Below are 19,122 nucleotides of genomic sequence, written 5' to 3'. Positions count from 1 at the left end.
TCGGCAGCCGGGAAAATCCGCTAAAGTCCCTGGGGTTGGCCACAAGCCAGCTCCAAGGAAAACGGAGACGCCATGAAAAAGCTCTTTATGCTGTGTTGCGCATCCCTGCTCGCAGCCTGTTCCAGCCACACCCCGTCCAGCCAGGCCAGCCTGGATGGCGAGGTGTTCTACCTGCAGCGCAGCGCCCTGCCACCGACCGCCACGCTCAGCGTCGAGCTGCAGGACGTGTCGCTGATGGATGCCCCGGCCGTGGTCCTGGCGCGCCAGGCCGGCCCGGTCCAAGGCAACGTACCGCTGCCCTTCCATCTCGCCTACGACCCGGCCCAGGTCAAGCCCGGCCACCGCTATGCGCTCAGCGCGCGCATCGAACTGGATGGCAAGTTGCTGTTCATCAACACCGAACAGCATGCTGTCCGGCTGGATGGCCATGACCCGCAACCGCTGCGGATCAAGGTCGATCCGGTCCGCTGAAACCCGTATTCATCTGTTTACAAGGAAAGCTTCATGATCCGCACCTCCCTGCGTTTCACCACCCTGTGCGCCGGCCTGCTGCTGTCGGCCAGTGCACTGGCCCTGTCGCTGGGCGACCTGAGCCAGAAAGACGCCACCGGCGGCCTGAAAGATGCCCTGACCCAGGGCGCGCAACTGGCCGTCAAGCAGCTGAGCGCCCCGGGCGGCTTCAGCAACAACCCGGACGTGCGTATCGAGCTGCCGGGCAACCTGGGCAAGGCCGCCAAGGCGATGAAGATGTTTGGCAAGGGTGACCAGGTCGAAGCCCTGGAAACCAGCATGAACAAGGCCGCCGAGGCTGCCGTGCCGCAGGCCCAGGCGATTCTGGTGGATGCCGTGAAGAACATGAGCGTGACCGATGCCAAGGGCATCCTCAGTGGTGGCGACGATTCGGCGACCCAGTACCTGAACAAGAGCAGCCGCGAGCAGATCCGTGCCAAGTTCCTGCCGATCGTCAAGCAGGCCACCGACAAGGTTGGCGTGGCCCAGCAGTACAATGCCTTCGCCGCCCAGGCCAAAGGCCTGGGGCTGGTCAAGGACGACGCCAATATCGAGAACTACGTGACCGAGAAGGCGCTGGATGGCCTGTTCGAGATGATCGCCAAGCAAGAGCAGAGCATTCGCCAGAACCCGGCTCAAGCGGCTACCAGCCTGGCCAAGAAGGTCTTTGGCGCGCTGTGATGGCGGTGGGGCTGCCTGGCAGCCCATCGCGACACCAGGCCGCTCCTACACAGCTTGCAAGGGCCTGTAGGGGCGACCATGTATCGCGAAAGGAGGGCGAAGCCCTGCGCTGCGAACTTCAGCCCTTCTTCACCCTGAACCACGCCGCATACAACGCCGGCAGGAACAGCAGGGTCAGCACCGTGGCCACGATCAATCCGCCCATGATCGCCACGGCCATCGGCCCGTAGAACACGCTGCGCGACAACGGGATCATCGCCAGCACCGCCGCCAGCGCGGTCAGCACGATCGGCCGGAAGCGCCGCACCGTGGCTTCGATGATCGCCTGCCAACGTTCCTGGCCGGCGGCGATGTCCTGCTCGATCTGGTCCACCAGGATCACCGAGTTGCGCATGATCATCCCCGCCAGGGCAATGGTGCCGAGCATGGCGACGAAGCCGAACGGTTGGCGGAACACCAGCAGGAACAAGGTCACGCCGATCAGCCCCAGCGGTGCGGTGAGGAACACCATCACCGTGCGCGAGAAGCTGCGCAGCTGGATCATCAGCAAGCTCAGCACCACCACCACGAACAGCGGCATGCCGGCGTTCACCGACTTCTGCCCGCGCTCGGAGTCCTCCACCGTGCCACCTACCTCCAGCAGGTAGCCATCGGGCAGCCTGGCGCGAATCTCCTTCAGGGTCGGCTCGATCTGCTTGACCAGCGTCACCGGCTGCTGCTGGTCGTAGATGTCGGCGCGCACCGTCACCGTCGGCAAGCGGTTGCGGTGCCAGATGATGCCCTCCTCGAAGCCGTAGGCCAAGATTGCCACCTGCGACAAGGCCACGCTCTGGCCATTGTCGGTCGGCAACGCCAGGCTGCCAAGGTTGCCCAGCTCGTGGCGTTCCTGGTGGGTACCGCGCAGCAGGATCTCGATCAGCTCGTTGTCCTCGCGGTACTGGCTGACCGTGGTCCCGGTCAGCGAGCTTTGCAGGAAGCTCGACAGGTGCGCGGTACTGACGCCCAGGGCACGTGCCCGGTCCTGGTCGATTTCGAGGAATACCGCCTTGCTCGGCTCTTCCCAGTCCAGGTGCACGTTCACCACATGCGGGTTCTCGCGGATCTTGTCGGCCACTTCGCGGGCCAGTGCTCGGACTTTCTCGATGTGCTCGCCGGTGACGCGGAACTGCACCGGATAACCCACGGGCGGGCCGTTCTCCAGGCGGGTGACGCGGGCGCGCAGGTCGGGGAACTGCTGGTCCATGGTGCTGATCAGCCAGCTGCGCAGGCGCTCGCGGTCCTCCATCGACTTGGCCAGCACCACGAACTGGGCGAAGCTGGCCGCCGGCAGTTGCTGGTCCAGCGGCAGGTAGAAACGCGGCGAGCCGGTACCCACGTAGGCCACATAGTTGTCGATGCCGTCCTGCTGCCTGAGTAGCGCCTCCAACTGCTTGACCCGCTCGGCAGTGTTGGCCAGCGAGCTGCCTTCGGCCAGCTTCAGGTCGACCAGCAGCTCCGGGCGCCCGGAGGCCGGGAAGAACTGCTGGGGCACGAAGCGGAACAGCAGGATGCTGCCGACAAAGGCGGCAATGGTCAGCAGGATGACGGTCTTGCGCCGCCGCACGCACCACTCCACCAGCCGCCGCACGCGCTGGTAGAACGGGGTGGCGTACGGGTCTGGCGCGTGGCCATCCTTGCCATGGCGCGCGGCATGCAGGCTGGCCAGGTCGGGCAGCAGGCGCTCGCCCAGGTAAGGCACGAAGACCACGGCGGCCACCCAGGAGGTGAGCAAGGCGATGGTCACTACCTGGAAGATCGAACGGGTGTATTCGCCGGTGCCGGAGGCCGCCGTGGCAATTGGCAGGAAGCCGGCCGCGGTGATCAGGGTGCCGGTGAGCATCGGGAAGGCGGTGCTGCTCCAGGCATGGCTGGCCGCCTTGAGCCGGTCGTAGCCCTGCTCCATCTTGATCGCCATCATTTCCACCGCAATGATCGCGTCATCCACCAGCAGGCCCAGCGCCAGCACCAGTGCGCCCAGGGAGATCTTGTGCAGGCCGATGCCAAAGTAGTGCATGGCGGCGAAGGTCATGGCCAGTACCAGCGGAATCGCCAGCGCCACCACCAGGCCGGTGCGCAAGCCCAGCGAGAAGAAGCTCACCAGCAGCACGATGACCAGCGCCTCGACCAGCACTTGGATGAATTCGCCCACGCCAGCCTTGACCGCCGCCGGCTGGTCGGACACCTTGCGCAGCTCCATGCCGGCCGGCAGGCTGCGTGCCAGGCGCTCGAACTCGCCTTCCAGGGCCTTGCCCAGCACCAGGATGTCGCCGCCGTCCTTCATCGACACGGCCAGGCCGATGGCATCCTCGCCCATGAAGCGCATGCGCGGTGCCGGTGGGTCGTTGAAGCCCCGGTGTACCTCGGCGACATCGCCGATCCGGAAGGTACGGTCGCCCACGCGAATGGGGAACTGGCGAATCTGCTCGACGCTGCCGAAACGCCCGCTTACCCGCAACTGCAGGCGCTCACTGGGGGTTTCGAAGAAGCCGGCGGTGCTGACCGCGTTCTGCTCCTGCAGGGCCTGCTGCACGGCCGCCAAGGGCACGCCGAGGGTGGCCAGCTTGAGGTTGGACAGCTCGATCCAGATTTTTTCGTCCTGCAGGCCGACCAGCTCGACCTTGCCGACGTCCTTGACCCGTTGCAGCTGGATCTGGATACGGTCGGCATAGTCCTTGAGCACGGCATAGTCGAAGCCCTTGCCGGTCAGCGCATAGATATTGCCGAAGGTGGTGCCGAACTCGTCGTTGAAGAACGGGCCCTGGATTTCCGGCGGCAGGGTGTGGCGGATGTCCGCGACCTTCTTGCGGATCTGGTACCACAGCTCGGGGATATCCCGGGAATGCAGCGAATCACGGGCCATGAAGGTAACCTGCGACTCACCGGGGCGGGAAAACGAGACAATCCGCTCGTATTCGCCGGTTTCCATCAGTTTCTTCTCGATGCGCTCGGTGACCTGGCGCGACATTTCCTCGGCGCTGGCACCCGGCCACAGGGTGCGGATGACCATGGCCTTGAAGGTGAACGGCGGGTCTTCGCTCTGGCCGAGCTTGGTGTAGGACATCGCGCCAATGACCGCCAGCAGGAGCATCAGAAACAGGACGATCTGGCGGTTGCGCAGCGCCCAGGCAGAAAGGTTGAAACCCATCGGGACTTACTCCTTGGCCGTCAGGTTCACTACACGGTTGGTGCGGTCTACCGGGCGTATCTCCTGGCCCTCGCGCAACACGTGGCCACCGGCGGCAACTATCCAGTCGCCCACGGCAAGGCCCTCCAGCACCGGCACACTGTCGGCACCATAGGCCCCCAGGCGCACCAGCGCCCGCTCCAGGCGGCTGTCCTTGTTGACCCGCCAGACGTAGGCCTGGCCGTTCTCTGCGGTAACCGCCGACAACGGCACGGCCAACGGGATCAAGCCTTCGTGGGCGATGTAGACCCGGGCGCTCTGGCCCAGCTCCGCCGGCGTGGCAGCGGAGGTGAAGGCAATGCGTGCGGCAAAGGTACGCGAGCGCGGGTCGGCGGCCGGCGACAGCTCGCGGATGCGCCCCTGGAAGCGCTCCTGCGGGTGCGACCACAGTTCCACGCTCACCGCCTGGCCTACGGCGAAGCGGGCGAAGTGCTGCTCCGGCAGGCCGATGAGCACTTCCCGCTCGCCATCGGCAGCGAGGGTGAACACGGTCTGCCCGGCCGCGACCACCTGGCCCACTTCTACCTGGCGCTTGGCGATCACCCCGGCCTGCGGTGCACGCAGCACGGCATATTCGGCCTGGTTGCCGGCGACGTCGAACTCGGCCTTGGCCTGCTTGAGGCGGGCCAGCCCGGCGCGGTAGAGGTTTTCGGCGTTGTCGTACTGCGAACGGCTGACCATCTGCCGGTCCAGCAGCTTCTGGTAGCGATCGCGCTCGGCACGCACCAACGACAGGTTGGCCTCGGCCGCCGCCAGCTGGGCACGATTGGCTTCCAGCTGCAGGCGCACATCCTGCGGGTCGAGTTCGGCCAACGGCTGGTCGGCCTTGACCCGCTGCCCTTCCTCGACCAGGCGCTTGCTGACCTTGCCGGCAATGCGGAAGGCCAGCTCCGGCTCGAAGCGCGCCCGCACTTCGCCGGGGTAACTGTCGGCAGCGGCTTCGGCCGGCTGCGGTTGCACCACCAGCGCCGGGCGTGGCGCGGCGGGTGGGACGGCTTCCTGGCCGCACGCTGCCAGCAACAGCACGGCGGCGGTGGACAGGGCGATGGACAAGGCATGGCGCAACATGATGAATCCTTTCGCGAGGTGCACGTCTGAATATTTATACTGGCAAGTATATTAAATCAGCGAACCGGAGCCGGGAAGCCAGCGCCGGCAGAAAAAATCACGCCACGTTTTCACCATCTTCAGGTTTTTTTCACCGGGATGTGCAGCGCTGCCCCCACCTCCGGCATCACCTTCAGCGCAACGACCTGGGCGCTGGGCCGCACACCAGAGCGTGTCCGACAGCATAGGCGCGTACGCCTTCGCTCACCTACCGGCAGCGCCAGGTAGTCCAATACTCCCAGGCCGCCTGGGAGTATCCGCCGATGCGCCGCCCGTGGCGCTTATCCATAGTTGAGGCCTGTAGCGGAGGTCTGCAGCCAGGCCTCGACAACTGGCAGCGCTTGCGAGAGAGCCATGACCATGAACAAGAAGAACGCATCGCCAACGGACAAACACAATAGCCCCGCCGATGACCTACCCCCCATCTCCCCACCTACCGTCACCACCGACCTCAGCGACTATAGCCCTGGCAGCACCGCCACCGTCACGGCCAGCGGCTTTGCGGCTGGCAGCATGGTCGCTTTCGAGGTGGACCATGCCACCGGCGCTGGTGCGGATAACCTGTGGGGCACCCCCGACGATGTGCTCGCCACCGACGCCGGCGAAGGCCACGACCCGTGGTACGTGACCGACGGCGGCGCTGGCGACCTGGACGGCAAGGTCAACGGCAGCATCACCACCTCGTGGTACGTCAACCCCGACGACTCGGCGGGCGCCACTTTCCTGCTCAGCGCGACCGGCGCGGGTGCCGACCAGGTGTTCGGCACGGCTGACGACGTGGTGGCGACGACGTCGTTCACCGACAGTGCAGTGATCACCGCGACCGGTGTGAACGTGACGCTGGACGAAACGGCCGGGTTGCAAAATGGCACAGCCACACCAAGCCCGGCCTCGGATGCCGACGACAACGACATCCTGGTGGCCTCCCTGCCCTCCGCGTTCTCGACCCGCCTCACCGCACTGGGCGCCGGTACCCCGGCAGGTGCTGCCTTGAGTGGCTATACCGGGGCCGTGGGCAACACCGGCAGCAATGCATTCACCATCACCCCGGCACCGGGCGGCACCATCACCGACGTCAGCTTCACCAACAGCGCTGGCGCGCCGCTCAATGGCCTGGACAGTGGGCTGGATACGCTCGATGGCGTCAGCATCCTGCTCTACACCGATACCAGCAACAACAACATCGTGCTGGGCCGTGCGGGCGGGCCAGCAGGCGCGATCGTGTTTGCCGGTTACATCGAAGAAACCGGATCGCCCGTCAGCGGCGGCAAGATCTGGACGGTGGAATACCAACCGCTGCTGCACCCGAACACCAGCAACCCGGACGACGCCGTCAACCTGCTGAACAAGGTATTCATCGGCACCAACCAGGACCTGCAATTCAGCCTGGCCAATGCGCCTTCCGGGCAGAACCTGTTCCTCATGTTCACCACCGCGAACCCGACCGTGGTCAATGACGGCGGCATCCTGCGCATCAGCGACCCGACCATCATCGCCACCGGGAAAGACCCGGCCGACCAGTCGAGCGGTGCCAGCATCAACACGGGCGATACGATCAACACCAGCCAGGCGGGTGGCCCGACCACCTTCGGCACCAACAACCAGATGATCGTGGAGCAGGAAGGTATCCGTTTCTCCTTCGTCACCGGCGCCCGGCAGAATGTGACCATTCCCAACCTGGACCAGAACGAAGCGGATATTGAAGCCAACATCGACTACACCGCGGTGTTCAATGTGAAGTCGGCCAGTTTCGATGTGGTGCAACTGCAAAGCGGCAAGAGCGCCGTGGTCACGGTCAGCGCCTACAGCACGGCCGCTGAGCCTGGGGTGAACTTCATCAATGGGTACAGCAACGATGCCGCAGTGGCGATCACCAACGTTCGCGTCATCGATATCGCCACAGGGCAGGTAGTCGAGAACTCGAACGGGTCGGTGAATGACCCGAACATCGTCATCACCTTTGCCTCGGGGGTCGCTACCCTCACTGGCATTACCGCCGGCCAGCGAATCGAGTACACCACCACACAGGATCACAACCGTGTGCTCATCCAGAATGGCGCTGCCGTGGACGCCAAGGGCGATACCCATGCCGATTTCGATATCGGCGGCCTGAAGCTACTTCAGGTCACTACCGCTACCGCTGAAATCGGCTCCAAGATGGTCTTCGAAGACGACGGCCCGAGCATCAGCACCACCGGCACCGAGCCGACCCTGACCGTCGATGAAACCAACTTGGCGATCAACGCCAGCCAGAGCTTCGCCGCCAACTTCACCTCGGCCTTCGGCGCCGATGGCGCTGGCACGCTCACCTACGCCCTGGGCGTGGTGGCAGGCGCTTCGGGCCTGACGGACACGGCCACCGGCGAGGCGGTCAACCTGTCGCTCAATGGCACCGTGGTAGAAGGCCGCACGGCCACCACCAACCTGCTGGTGTTCACCGTCAGCGTTGCCAGTAACGGCACCGTCACCCTCGACCAGCTCCGCGCCATCGTTCACCCAGACACCACTAACCCCGATGACTCGAAGACCCTGTCCGGCGACAACCTGGTGACCTTGACCGCGACCAAGACCGACAAGGACGGCGACAGCGCCCAGGCCACGCTCAACATCGGACAGAACCTGGTATTCAAGGATGACGGCCCGAGCATCAGCACCACCGGCACGGAACCGACCCTGACCGTCGATGAAACCAACCTGGCGATCAACGCCAGCCAGAGCTTCGCCGCCAACTTCACCTCGGCCTTCGGTGCCGATGGCGCTGGCACGCTCACCTACGCCCTCGGCGTGGTGGCAGGCGCCTCAGGCCTGACGGACACGGCCACTGGGGAAGCGGTCAACCTGTCGCTCAATGGCGCCGTGGTAGAAGGCCGCACGGCCACCACCAACCTGCTGGTATTCACGGTCAGCGTTGCCAGTAACGGCACCGTTACCCTCGACCAGCTCCGCGCCATCGTCCACCCCGACACCACTAACCCGGATGACTCGAAAACACTGAGCGCCGACAACCTGGTGACCCTGACCGCGACCAAGACCGACAAGGACGGCGACAGCGCCCAGGCTACGCTCAACATCGGGCAGAACTTGGTATTCAAGGATGACGGCCCAAGCATCAGCACCACCGGTACGGAACCGACCCTGACCGTCGATGAAACCAACCTGGCGATCAACGCCAGCCAGAGCTTCGCCGCCAACTTCACCTCGGCCTTCGGTGCCGATGGCGCCGGCACGCTCACCTACGCCCTCGGCGTGGTGGCAGGCGCCTCCGGCCTGACTGACACGGCCACCGGCGAGGCAGTCAACCTGTCGCTCAATGGCGCCGTGGTGGAAGGCCGCACGGCCACCACCAACCTGCTGGTGTTCACCGTCAGCGTTGCCAGTAACGGCACCGTTACCCTCGACCAGCTCCGCGCCATCGTCCACCCCGACACCACTAACCCGGATGACTCGAAAACACTGAGCGCCGACAACCTGGTGACCCTGACCGCGACCAAGACCGACAAGGACGGCGACAGCGCCCAGGCTACGCTCAACATCGGGCAGAACTTGGTATTCAAGGATGACGGCCCAAGCATCAGCACCACCGGTACGGAACCGACCCTGACCGTCGATGAAACCAACCTGGCGATCAACGCCAGCCAGAGCTTCGCCGCCAACTTCACCTCGGCCTTCGGTGCCGATGGCGCCGGCACGCTCACCTACGCCCTCGGCGTGGTGGCAGGCGCCTCCGGCCTGACTGACACGGCCACCGGCGAGGCAGTCAACCTGTCGCTCAATGGCGCCGTGGTGGAAGGCCGCACGGCCACCACCAACCTGCTGGTGTTCACCGTCAGCGTTGCCAGTAACGGCACCGTTACCCTCGACCAGCTCCGCGCCATCGTCCACCCCGACACCACTAACCCGGATGACTCGAAAACACTGAGCGCCGACAACCTGGTGACCCTGACCGCGACCAAGACCGACAAGGACGGCGACAGCGCCCAGGCCACGCTGAATATTGGGCAGAACCTGGTATTCAAGGATGACGGCCCGAGCATCAGCACCACCGGCACGGAACCGACCCTGACCGTCGATGAAACCAACCTGGCGATCAACGCCAGCCAGAGCTTCGCTGCCAACTTCACCTCGGCCTTCGGCGCCGATGGTGCCGGCACGCTCACCTACGCCCTCGGCGTGGTGGCAGGCGCTTCGGGCCTGACGGACACGGCCACCGGTGAGGCGGTCAACCTGTCGCTCAATGGCACTGTAGTGGAAGGCCGCACGGCCACCACCAACCTGCTGGTGTTCACCGTCAGCGTTGCCAGCAACGGCACCGTCACCCTCGACCAGCTCCGCGCCATCGTCCACCCCGACACCACTAACCCGGATGACTCGAAGACCCTGAGCGCCGACAACCTGGTGACCTTGACCGCGACCAAGACCGACAAGGACGGCGACAGCGCCCAGGCTACGCTGAATATCGGGCAAAACCTGGTATTCAAGGATGACGGCCCAAGCATCAGCACTACCGGCACCGAGCCGACCCTGACCGTCGATGAAACCAACCTGGCGATTAACGCCAGCCAGAGCTTCGCCGCCAACTTCACCTCGGCCTTCGGTGCCGATGGCGCCGGCACGCTCACCTACGCCCTCGGCGTGGTGCCAGGCGCGTCGGGCCTGACGGACACGGCCACCGGCGAGGCGGTCAACCTGTCGCTCAATGGCGCCGTGGTGGAAGGCCGCACGGCCACCACCAACCTGCTGGTGTTCACCGTCAGCGTTGCCAGTAACGGCACCGTTACCCTCGACCAGCTCCGCGCCATCGTCCACCCCGACACCACTAACCCGGACGACTCGAAGACCTTGAGCGCCGACAACCTGGTGACCTTGACCGCGACCAAGACCGACAAGGACGGCGACAGCGCACAAGCCACGCTGAACATCGGGCAGAACCTGGTATTCAAGGATGACGGCCCGAGCATCAGCACCACTGGCACGGAGCCGACCCTGACCGTCGATGAAACCAACCTGGCAATCAACGCCAGCCAGAGCTTCGCCGCCAACTTCACCTCGGCCTTCGGCGCCGATGGCGCTGGCACGCTCACCTACGCCCTCGGCGTGGTGGCAGGCGCTTCGGGCCTGACGGACACGGCCACCGGCGAGGCGGTCAACCTGTCGCTCAATGGCACCGTGGTGGAGGGCCGCACAGCCACTACCAACGCGCTGGTGTTCACGGTCAGCGTCGCCAGTAATGGCACCGTCACCCTCGACCAGCTCCGCGCCATCGTCCACCCCGACCCCACCAACCCCGATGACGTGAAGACCCTGACCGCCGACAACCTGGTGACCTTGACCGCGATCAAGACCGACAAGGACGGCGACAGCGCCCAGGCCACCCTCAACATCGGGCAGAACCTGGTGTTCCACGATGATGGCCCATCCCTGGCCTTCGGCAACCTGATCGGAACCGGCAGCATCCTGCCGCAATACGGTTTCTGGAACAATACGATTGGTGCCGACGGCCTGGGTGCGACCGGCCTGGACATTTCGCTGGTGGGTGGCCAGTTCACCCTGGTCCGGCCCGACAACACCACCACGACCGGTACTGGCACCCTCACCGAGACGTCGCCTTCGCCCGATGCCAATGGCGCGTTCCACTTCACTGGCGCCTTGACCGGGGACTTCGACAACAACGCCGCAACGGCCAACACCACGATCGACTACACGCTGACGGCCTATGCCAATGGCAGCTACACCCTGGACCTGGTGCAAGGCTTCCATTCGGTCACCACGCTCAGCAGTGCCAACGGCTCGCTGGATGCCGGCGGCCCGGACCCAGTGCGTACCTTGCTGATCCCTAAAACCAGTGACCCAAGCATTCCATCGGCATCCGAGGAGATCGTGTTCTTCTCCGCCAAGGCGCTCGCCTCGACGGCAGACATCTTCACCGGCATAGGCATCGGGGCTACCGACCCGACCGAAGCCCAGCTGCAGACCAATCCCCTGCCGTCGTACATCGACCCCGCGTCGATGAACGTCAGCACGTCCGGTATCGGCGTCGCCAACAACCTGTTCCAGGGTGACAACCTGGCGGCGATCAGCGCCGCCGATGAAAGCTTCGTGGTCAACCCGGAAACCTTGCTGACGGGCATGAAGGTCTACATCGACAACTCCGTAGGGGGCTACGACACCGCCACCGAGGACCTGTACTACCGCATCTACTACGCCGATGGAACGACGTCGAACCTGACCGAGGTGAACACCCTCACTCCAGAGGCTGGCGGCCAGGTGTCGTTCCTGATCCAGAAGGCAGGTTCATCGCTGATCGACGCCGTGCAACTGACGATGGCGCGCGGCGAAATCAAGATCCCGGTGATCGAGTTCATCAAGGAAACCGAGAACCTGGCCAGCGACATCAAACTGCAGTTCAGTGCAACGCTGACGGACAAGGACGGCGACTCCGCGAGCAGTACGTTCGCCGCCAACCTGTTCGCCAACGAAGCGGACAACGCAGCGTTCGACTTCTCGCTGGTTGGCACCACCGGCCAGCGCGATGCGTTCAACGTCGACCTGTCGGCTGATGAGCAGCTGTACCAGGTCAGCGGGTTCGATGCCGGTGCGGGGCAACGCGACAAGCTGGTGCTCAATGGCGATCCGAATGCCGTCGTGCAGTCGATCGACAACAGCGGTGCAGACAGCATCGTGACCATTGCCGAATCCGGCGGGCAGACGACGACCATCACCTTGGTCGGGGTCGACATCCTCAACACCGACATCTTCAATGGGAGCGTCTGAACCATGAGTTGAAACCTGCGAGGGTGGCCTGAAAAACCACCCTCGCAGCGCTTCTGCAGGCCACCAACGAACTTCGCCCTTCAACGCCAACAGACCACCACACAACGACAGGCCGGGCGCCCGCCAGGCGCCATCAGCCTGCTGCGTTGTGCCTGGGCCTCAGTCGTACTCCCCGCCTGTGGATGCGGGCGGCTCTTCGCCACTGGTGAGCCCGTGCTTGACCGCATACATCAGCAAGTCGATGCGGTTGGTGAGGTTGAGCTTCTGATAGATGCTGCTGAGGTGATTGTGCACGGTGTGTTCGCTGATGCCCAAGCGCCCGGCAATGCACATGTACTTGGCGGACGGGTCGCCAACGATGGCACGGACCAGTTCCTGCTCGCGCAACGTCAGCCGGGCATGTTTCGCGTGTGCCAGGTTGCATTGCAGCGGCACATGCCTGGTCGAGGCATAACCGGAAAGGCCACTGACCCAGGCCCGGTCCAGCCCGGTGTCGCAATGATGGACTTTGACGATGGCGCGGATGATCGACTCGGTCGAGTCTTCCGCCAGCACAATGCCACGTGCGCCCGCCTCGATGGCATGTGCAACGGGGACCGTCTCGTACAACCCCTTGAGCACCAGCACTTTCATGTCGCCCGTGCGCGCAAGGCCGGCAACCACCTCGACCGGGTCCAGTGCATCAGGAAAAAAACTGAAGAAAATGACATCGGGCCGCGACTGATCGGCAAGGTCCAGCGCATGGGCATAGGTAGTGGCCTGGCCACTCACTTCCATGCGGGGCTTTCTGGCATTGATCAGATCGTGAAGGCCCAGGAGCACCAGCGGGCGACAATCGATCAGCATCACGCGTATCGTTTTTTTATGGTCTGGCATTGTCTTCGTGCCTCCCATGAAAAACGGTCCCTGTCCTCCACTTGTTAGCTTTCTTAGCCATCCTTATCGGCCACTGACTGAACTGGCCGAGGATCAATGAACAATGGCACCCGACAACGCGTCAGACGGTGCCGCACGAGGTTGCATGGCGCTGGGCCACGGGCGGTGGCGCAAGCGGCGGGGGTTGCGGACGGGTTCCGCATTGGGGCGGAATCGTTGAAATGAAAACAACGGTTGGTTGCTGGCGCATGCTGCAGTGCTCCTACAGGCCCTTCAGCGGAGTCTAGGCCAGCGCGGCGTACTGCCTGGGGCTTGCGCCGCGTTGTGGTACATACGCAGCGCTGTCCCAATCATGACTGGTTGTCTTTTAAGATCAAGGGATTAGACGGTTTCGGCGGCAGCGTTAGCGCGTGCTTGGACCTGACGAAATGTCAAATAATCGACGAGCGGTGCATATCTGCATGCGTCAAAAAAGTTTCGTCAATTTATTGCCACAGTCAACGAGGTCCTCGCTCTTTAGTGCTGTTTTAAGCGCATTAAGCGTCTTGCTGGTACGGTATTAACCAGAGTGGAAGTTAATACGCCCACCTGACCGCCACAGTTCGTTTTGAAAGAATATCCATTATCGAGATCATATCGTGTATTCGCCGTTCTGGCGCCATTGATACACCAACTTCATACTTATCGCCAACATTGGGAAAACCATGCGCAACTGGAACCGGTAGAAACTCTTGTGTGGCATAACGGCCATTGGGCTTCTCTGAGTACATGGGTATTGGTATTCTGTCCAAAAAACTTGTGGCTCGAAAGGTGCTCACTGAACTTTCCTCCGCACCACCATCCAGTCCACCGCCACGTATTGCCCCAACCAACCCCCAGCGCGTTGAGAATAGTCCCCGCCTCCGCCTGCACGCGCTTGTCTGTTGTCGGCTAATACCAGTCGATAGGAATCGGGGCCTTATAAACCCATCGGGACAAACCAGCAGTATTATCCGTTTGAATACGTCAGCTGCCCCCCGTAATAACTGTCAAAGACGTTATTATTTGATCTGGATCATCGCTCAAATCGCTACCATACCCACAAACTTCTAGTCCACCGTATTTTTCGTCTGTATAAAACCACTCTTCTGAACTATCAAATTCGAGCTCCGTATAGGGTGATAAGTCACGAACCAGATCACCCAAGCCAATCCCTTCTGGCAGCTTACCTTGATACGAGCTTACCGGCTTATAGCCTTGCGCAACACTTTCATAAAGCCAAGTTTTAATAGCATAAATTTTCCATTCGCGAACGAGGACATGAAGCGCCCTTGTCTCGACGCCAGGATGATCTGGACGATCGTAATATAGCTGCCAGTTAGTCAAATCTAAGTCATGCACAAAAAAACCATACCCACCACACCCGTCAGAGTCAAAGCTTTTCATCATGAGCAACACGGGAGAATCAGTAAATTTATATAAACCCGCTTTATCATCTACAATAAATTGTTTGATCGCCCTCTCAAAATCTTCCACATGCATGCCCAGAGGTATGCCAGCAAGTGATATAGAGGGGAGAATAGGGGCACTCCACGAAATCGAAATAGTCATTTGGGCTCCCACAAATTATTCGAAGGATTGAACAAAACTTCTTGGCCTTGCGGATTATAATAGGTCGTACCCTTATCATAAACCGGCCGCCCATCTTTAAATGTCGAATTATCCCCGGCATCAAGCCACGCGGCTACTGGCTGCAACGAACCCGGTTCGAGGTCAACGAACGGATACGCATCAGGGTGATGCTGGGCTGTTTTGTGATTACTGCTGAGTAAAATATATAGCCCCGGCTAGACCGGGGATTTCTTTGAGTAACGCTCTTCTAATCTTTTAGCCGAATTTAAAACACTATCCCTCTCTTCAGGGAAGAACGCAGAGTAAACATCGGCCGCAATTTTCATTAAAAAAACATAATCGAATACAGAAACACTTGAGGTCTCCACCTCCCCCAAAAAGAAACTAACCTCATTAAATTCTTCAGGATCATCCCAATCCTGATCAAGAGAATAGAAATACCCTTCGCCCACAGAGAAGCCGAAACCCTTCGAAGCCTCATAGATAAACGCCGGAAAATTGGTCCTCCCCCTCTCTATAGATGCCTCTATTAGCTCGTAGAGGTCTTCATAATCCAGGCCGGTGGAAGCGAATGATTTCTTGAGCTTCTCAAGCCAAAATAAAATAGTCATCAATTTGTCCTGGGCGGCATAGTGATGAAGGAGTTTGTTATTTTTCCAGTCTTGCTATTACGTGTCACCTGGAAGTAATAACCATGAATTTTAATACTAGCCTCTCTCAAGGCTGGATTAGTTTGGAAAACAGACTCAGTCTGGACTGCCGCACGACTAGACATATCAGCCACCTTACTGTCCGACAGAACCTTTGAATCGTAAGTTGGTTTCGTGGACAGCGATTTATACCCACCAATCAATTCACCCTTTGTATTAGTTCTAGGCAACCGATAGCTGTATTCAACAACCCCTGGGAAACGACTATCCGTGATTTTGTTGGAAATCTTCGCACCGGTTATCTCAACCGACTCCATGAATGCATCATTGTTGTGGGCACCAGAAATCGTACCCGCCTTACTGTTTCGCACGCCGATCTGGGCGTTATGACCGAGAACTGACTCGTTAAAGTTCTTCGGAAGTGTAGATGCTGCTTGCTCACCAGCCGTAGCAGTTCCTTTTGCACAGCTGGTAGCTTTGCCTAGTATCAGCACCGCCGCCAATTTTACTACATCATCCCGCGAAGCACCTTTATCGACAAGGCTGATGATCCCTGGCACATCCACCGGCGCCAAAGTCGAGCCGAGCAAGCCATCCTGACGTGCCCGCTCAATGATTGCCTCCTCACTTAACCCTTGCCCTCTCCACTCCGCAAACAGCTCACTCTTTCTGATCGCCTTCACATACCGATTGGCAACAACGCCCATAGGCGACCAGTCGCTGCCCGACAGCGCATAGACATCAAGGAAGCTCGCGTCGGCGTCGCTCTTCTGCGCGTCCACTCCCCCCTCATCATCGCAAAGGGCGTATTGGCTAGGTAGACCGAAAGTCGTCAGGCTGGGTACAGAAAGACTACAGAAAGGTGCAACTTGAGTGCTAACGGGTGTAGGAAGGGTGCAAGAAGGCGACAAAAAGGGGGCAGATAGGGTGCAAAAACACCGGCGCAAGGCCGGTGTCGAGGGTGTCAGATACTCCACGTCGGCGATAGGGTCATCCCCGGCATCAAGCTACGCGGCTACTGGCTGCAACGGGCCGGGTTCGAGGTCAACGAACGGATACGCATCAGGGTCATGCAGGGCTGTTTGGGATTACGACGGAGTGAAAACAAATCCCCCGGCAGTACCGGGGATTTTTTATATCACGTCTTTTGAAATAAATGATTTGACACTACCTCTATCAGCTTGCAAAAGCTGATCAGCCTCAATTAACTCGCGCAGCTTTATAACAACCGCCCTATCCGCATAGAACCCTCCCTGGCCGACCCAGGATAAAGCCAAACCAATCCAATACTCAGATTTGCTATCCAAACCCGCCAAAATTACACTTGGATAAGCAAATTCATCCCCAAGTATTGATCTGGCTTTCTTGTAGGGTATTTCAAGCAAGCTAACGACCCTCCAGAAATCTTCAGCTCCTTTAAGGTAGAAAGATTGACTCGCTCCCGCTATCCGCCATTCACCACTCACGTCACGAGACAGTTTAAGGCCATTTTCTAAGATATATTCCATCTGATCAGATCCCTGGCCTATGCTCAACCTTTACTCCGTACTTACTCATAGTCAGCTCAAACAAACTACGAACTTCTGGCACCCAGCTCTTCCAATAATAGCCACTAAACTCGTTAGTTATAAAATCTCCGCTCTTCCCGCGCCTAAACATACCGCCAACCGCAGCACTATCAGAGGCTTTAATTTAGTCTACAAGCTGCTGATGAGGAGACAGACCTGGGCGGAGGTCAGTCGGCTTACCAACAACAAAGGTTTGCGTCTTAGTATAAAAGACGAACTCTATAGAGCCAGTTTTAGTGCTGGGCTAATAGTTCTAAATGGCGTTAGAAGACAGTGAGCCAGGCTCCAAGCCTAAAACGCCCGGTGCAGGGCCAGAGCCCTTCCAGGTCGCAGCAGGTAAATTCGCAGTTCCTTTTGCACCGAAGCATTATCGATTATGGACAATATTCGACCGTATACCCCCCCTAGCTCTTGCTGTAATTTTTGGGCCAGTTGCTTCCCCTCAGCTATATGCCGTAGTTCCGCCTCAGGCGAGCTAAATCCAGAATCGGGCGGGTAGTCGCTGTTGAATGTCGCCTGATATTCACTGTCCCAGGCACTGATTTCGGCCCTCAGCTCTTGAGAAATGGGCACATCGTCAACATCAATGTGCCCCATAGCATCCGGCTCCGGGCAGAATATCGGTCCAGTCAAATATTCATTCGCTAGTCTCAATTTGATCATGGCAATGGTTTCCAACTACTGACCGGATTCGCTCGAACCACGAAACCGTTTGAGCCAACCCCAATGGCGATATTTTGCTCAACACCATTATGTGTGATGCGTTAAACATTGGCCGAGCCATTTGTGCCAACAATTTTTCCACGCTCAAGAGCACTCATTACAACTGTCGGAATCTCGTCGCGTAATATTCCTTTGTTGACGAAATCGACTTCGTGCCGTTTGTAGATATGTTGCAACCCGGCAGCATCGCTGCCAGTTTCAAGCCATACGGTCCGACCATCTGGTAATTTTCGAATGTCGACAACGCTTTCAGGAGTGATCTTGGTACCTGCAGGCAAACCAGAAATTAACTCGTCTCTCGCCAGAGTCGAATTTAGAGCCCCTTTTGCACCGCTGGTAGCTTTGCCTAGTATCAGCACCGCCGCAAATTTTACTACATCATCCCGCGAAGCACCTTTATCGACAAGGCTGATGATCCCTGGCACATCCACCGGCGACAAAGTCGAGCCGAGCAAGCCATCCTGACGTGCCCGCTCAATGATTGCCTCCTCACTTAACCCTTGCCCTCTCCACTCCGCAAACAGCTCACTCTCTCTGATCGCCTTCACATACCGATTGGCAACAACGCCCATAGGCGACCAGTCGCTGCCCGACAGCGCATAGACATCAAGGAAGCTCGCGTCGGCGTCGCTCTTCTGCGCGTCCACTACCCCCCTCATCATCGCAATGGCGTAATCCGTTACCAGAAGGTCGTATTCCGCTTTGCTCAGCCTGCCGCTCTGGTACAGCTCAACAAGCTTTTCCCCAGCCTGTTTCTCCTGCTGCCGGTATTCATCACGAATACCAACCTCGCAGTTGCCATTTCCTCCACAGGCTTTATACCGCTCGTGCAACTCATCAATGCTGCCAATACCAGCAGCCTTGAGCTTCTCGTACAACGCCCGGCTGGCTGCATCCAGCCGTTCAACGCCGTGCTTTTTAGTGATTACAGCGGAGTGAAACAAATAGCCCCGGCAGTGCCGGGGCTATTTTATTCTTCATCAATCCAAACTTTCTTAATCCAAATCGCCAAGTTTGGCCAGCTCTCACCAGAAGAACCATCATGGGACCAAAATCTTACTTCTCCAAGTTTCGTAAGGCAGTAGTAGTTACCATTATCCTCACAAAAAGGAAGCCAATCACGAGGAACGCCTAGCCTCCACGCCTCATTCGCGTTAGTAATTAATTCTCTCGGGCTATCTCTATCAAATGTAACCCTAAGGGAATCCTTCCCGTTCAAGAGACTATCGCTTGCCTCCTTCAGAAAATATCTATAATCCTCCGGAAAGATAAAGCCCAACTCTTTCTCATACGAATCCAAGAGTTCATCACTTGGCAACACCTGAGCATTGGGTAATGGCAATCGTAATTTCTTTAACTCTATGACAACGGAATTTATATCAGAAATCATATATCACCAAAT

The 19,122-nt window shown here is 59.7% G+C and carries 14 protein-coding genes; 4 read left to right on the top strand and 10 right to left on the bottom strand.

Features of this window, described 5'->3' with window-relative positions; all coding sequences use genetic code 11:
• The first annotated feature begins 72 nt into the window (after positions 1–72).
• Both HG549_RS05825 and HG549_RS05820 read left to right on the top strand, forming a co-directional pair.
• Positions 73–471 carry a YbaY family lipoprotein gene (locus HG549_RS05825; protein WP_170028619.1) on the top strand — a complete coding sequence of 133 codons (399 nt, stop codon included), beginning with the start codon at positions 73–75 and terminating at the stop codon, positions 469–471.
• A 33-nt stretch (positions 472–504) separates the two neighbouring features.
• A complete protein-coding gene (locus HG549_RS05820) occupies positions 505–1,191 on the top strand; it encodes a DUF4197 domain-containing protein (RefSeq protein WP_170028617.1) in 687 nt (228 codons plus the stop codon).
• A 118-nt stretch (positions 1,192–1,309) separates the two neighbouring features.
• On the opposite strand, the gene HG549_RS05815 is transcribed toward HG549_RS05820, so the two are convergent.
• Together HG549_RS05815 and HG549_RS05810 are read right to left on the bottom strand one after the other, a co-directional pair.
• Positions 1,310–4,375, bottom strand: coding sequence for an efflux RND transporter permease subunit (locus tag HG549_RS05815; protein ID WP_170028615.1), 3,066 nt, complete (start codon positions 4,373–4,375; stop codon positions 1,310–1,312).
• A gap of 6 nt (positions 4,376–4,381) precedes the next feature.
• Entirely contained in the window at positions 4,382–5,482 is a 1,101-nt protein-coding gene (locus HG549_RS05810) for an efflux RND transporter periplasmic adaptor subunit (protein ID WP_170028613.1), read from the bottom strand.
• 393 nt (positions 5,483–5,875) lie between these two features.
• Here HG549_RS05810 and HG549_RS05805 point away from each other — a divergent pair, with 393 nt between their 5' ends.
• Positions 5,876–12,292, top strand: coding sequence for a DUF5801 repeats-in-toxin domain-containing protein (locus HG549_RS05805; RefSeq protein WP_256666064.1), 6,417 nt, complete (start codon positions 5,876–5,878; stop codon positions 12,290–12,292).
• Between the two features lie 159 nt (positions 12,293–12,451).
• On the opposite strand, the gene HG549_RS05800 is transcribed toward HG549_RS05805, so the two are convergent.
• The 4 genes from HG549_RS05800 to HG549_RS05785 all read right to left on the bottom strand — a co-directional run bounded on the left by HG549_RS05800 (position 12,452) and on the right by HG549_RS05785 (position 16,211).
• Positions 12,452–13,168: a response regulator transcription factor gene (locus HG549_RS05800; RefSeq protein WP_170028611.1), complete on the bottom strand. Its 717-nt coding sequence runs from the start codon at positions 13,166–13,168 to the stop codon at positions 12,452–12,454.
• Positions 13,169–14,173: 1,005 nt separating this feature from the next.
• Entirely contained in the window at positions 14,174–14,758 is a 585-nt protein-coding gene (locus HG549_RS05795; protein WP_170028609.1) for a hypothetical protein, read from the bottom strand.
• A 236-nt stretch (positions 14,759–14,994) separates the two neighbouring features.
• Complete coding sequence (locus tag HG549_RS05790; protein ID WP_170028607.1) at positions 14,995–15,390, bottom strand: hypothetical protein; 396 nt, start codon at positions 15,388–15,390, stop codon at positions 14,995–14,997.
• The gene (locus HG549_RS05785) at positions 15,390–16,211 is read right to left on the bottom strand and encodes a CdiA family toxin C-terminal domain-containing protein (protein WP_170028605.1); all 822 of its coding nucleotides are present in this window, start codon (positions 16,209–16,211) and stop codon (positions 15,390–15,392) included. Before HG549_RS05785 ends, HG549_RS05790 begins: the two co-directional genes overlap by 1 nt.
• 186 nt (positions 16,212–16,397) lie before the next feature.
• Between HG549_RS05785 and HG549_RS05780 the strand changes: the two genes are divergently transcribed.
• Complete coding sequence (locus tag HG549_RS05780; protein WP_170034066.1) at positions 16,398–16,580, top strand: SymE family type I addiction module toxin; 183 nt, start codon at positions 16,398–16,400, stop codon at positions 16,578–16,580.
• Here HG549_RS05780 and HG549_RS05775 read toward each other — a convergent pair.
• The 4 genes from HG549_RS05775 to HG549_RS05760 form a co-directional block, all read right to left on the bottom strand.
• The gene (locus HG549_RS05775; RefSeq protein ID WP_170028603.1) at positions 16,563–16,937 is read right to left on the bottom strand and encodes a hypothetical protein; all 375 of its coding nucleotides are present in this window, start codon (positions 16,935–16,937) and stop codon (positions 16,563–16,565) included. The two genes, HG549_RS05780 and HG549_RS05775, sit on opposite strands and share 18 nt — an antisense overlap.
• Before the next feature lie 351 nt (positions 16,938–17,288).
• A complete protein-coding gene (locus HG549_RS05770) occupies positions 17,289–17,660 on the bottom strand; it encodes a hypothetical protein (protein WP_170028601.1) in 372 nt (123 codons plus the stop codon).
• Positions 17,661–17,761: 101 nt separating this feature from the next.
• Positions 17,762–18,664 (bottom strand): hypothetical protein, encoded by a 903-nt coding sequence (locus HG549_RS05765; RefSeq protein ID WP_170028599.1) that lies wholly within the window; start codon positions 18,662–18,664, stop codon positions 17,762–17,764.
• Positions 18,665–18,690: 26 nt separating this feature from the next.
• Positions 18,691–19,110, bottom strand: a complete 420-nt coding sequence (locus HG549_RS05760; protein ID WP_170028597.1) for an SMI1/KNR4 family protein — start codon at positions 19,108–19,110, stop codon at positions 18,691–18,693.
• Positions 19,111–19,122 lie beyond the last annotated feature (12 nt).

The sequence above is a fragment of the Pseudomonas sp. SK genome, assembly GCF_012975065.1.
Classification (GTDB): Bacteria; Pseudomonadota; Gammaproteobacteria; order Pseudomonadales; family Pseudomonadaceae; genus Aquipseudomonas; species Aquipseudomonas anuradhapurensis.
This window is presented reverse-complemented; position numbering and strand designations above follow the sequence as displayed.

Coding starts and splice junctions, on each gene's coding strand:
- HG549_RS05825 (WP_170028619.1), top strand. CDS start 73: ATGAAAAAGCTCTTTATGCTGTGTTGCGCATCCCTGCTCGCAGCCTGT.
- HG549_RS05820 (WP_170028617.1), top strand. CDS start 505: ATGATCCGCACCTCCCTGCGTTTCACCACCCTGTGCGCCGGCCTGCTG.
- HG549_RS05815 (WP_170028615.1), bottom strand. CDS start 4,375: ATGGGTTTCAACCTTTCTGCCTGGGCGCTGCGCAACCGCCAGATCGTC.
- HG549_RS05810 (WP_170028613.1), bottom strand. CDS start 5,482: ATGTTGCGCCATGCCTTGTCCATCGCCCTGTCCACCGCCGCCGTGCTG.
- HG549_RS05805 (WP_256666064.1), top strand. CDS start 5,876: ATGACCATGAACAAGAAGAACGCATCGCCAACGGACAAACACAATAGC.
- HG549_RS05800 (WP_170028611.1), bottom strand. CDS start 13,168: ATGCCAGACCATAAAAAAACGATACGCGTGATGCTGATCGATTGTCGC.
- HG549_RS05795 (WP_170028609.1), bottom strand. CDS start 14,758: ATGACTATTTCGATTTCGTGGAGTGCCCCTATTCTCCCCTCTATATCA.
- HG549_RS05790 (WP_170028607.1), bottom strand. CDS start 15,390: ATGACTATTTTATTTTGGCTTGAGAAGCTCAAGAAATCATTCGCTTCC.
- HG549_RS05775 (WP_170028603.1), bottom strand. CDS start 16,937: ATGGAATATATCTTAGAAAATGGCCTTAAACTGTCTCGTGACGTGAGT.
- HG549_RS05770 (WP_170028601.1), bottom strand. CDS start 17,660: ATGATCAAATTGAGACTAGCGAATGAATATTTGACTGGACCGATATTC.
- HG549_RS05760 (WP_170028597.1), bottom strand. CDS start 19,110: ATGATTTCTGATATAAATTCCGTTGTCATAGAGTTAAAGAAATTACGA.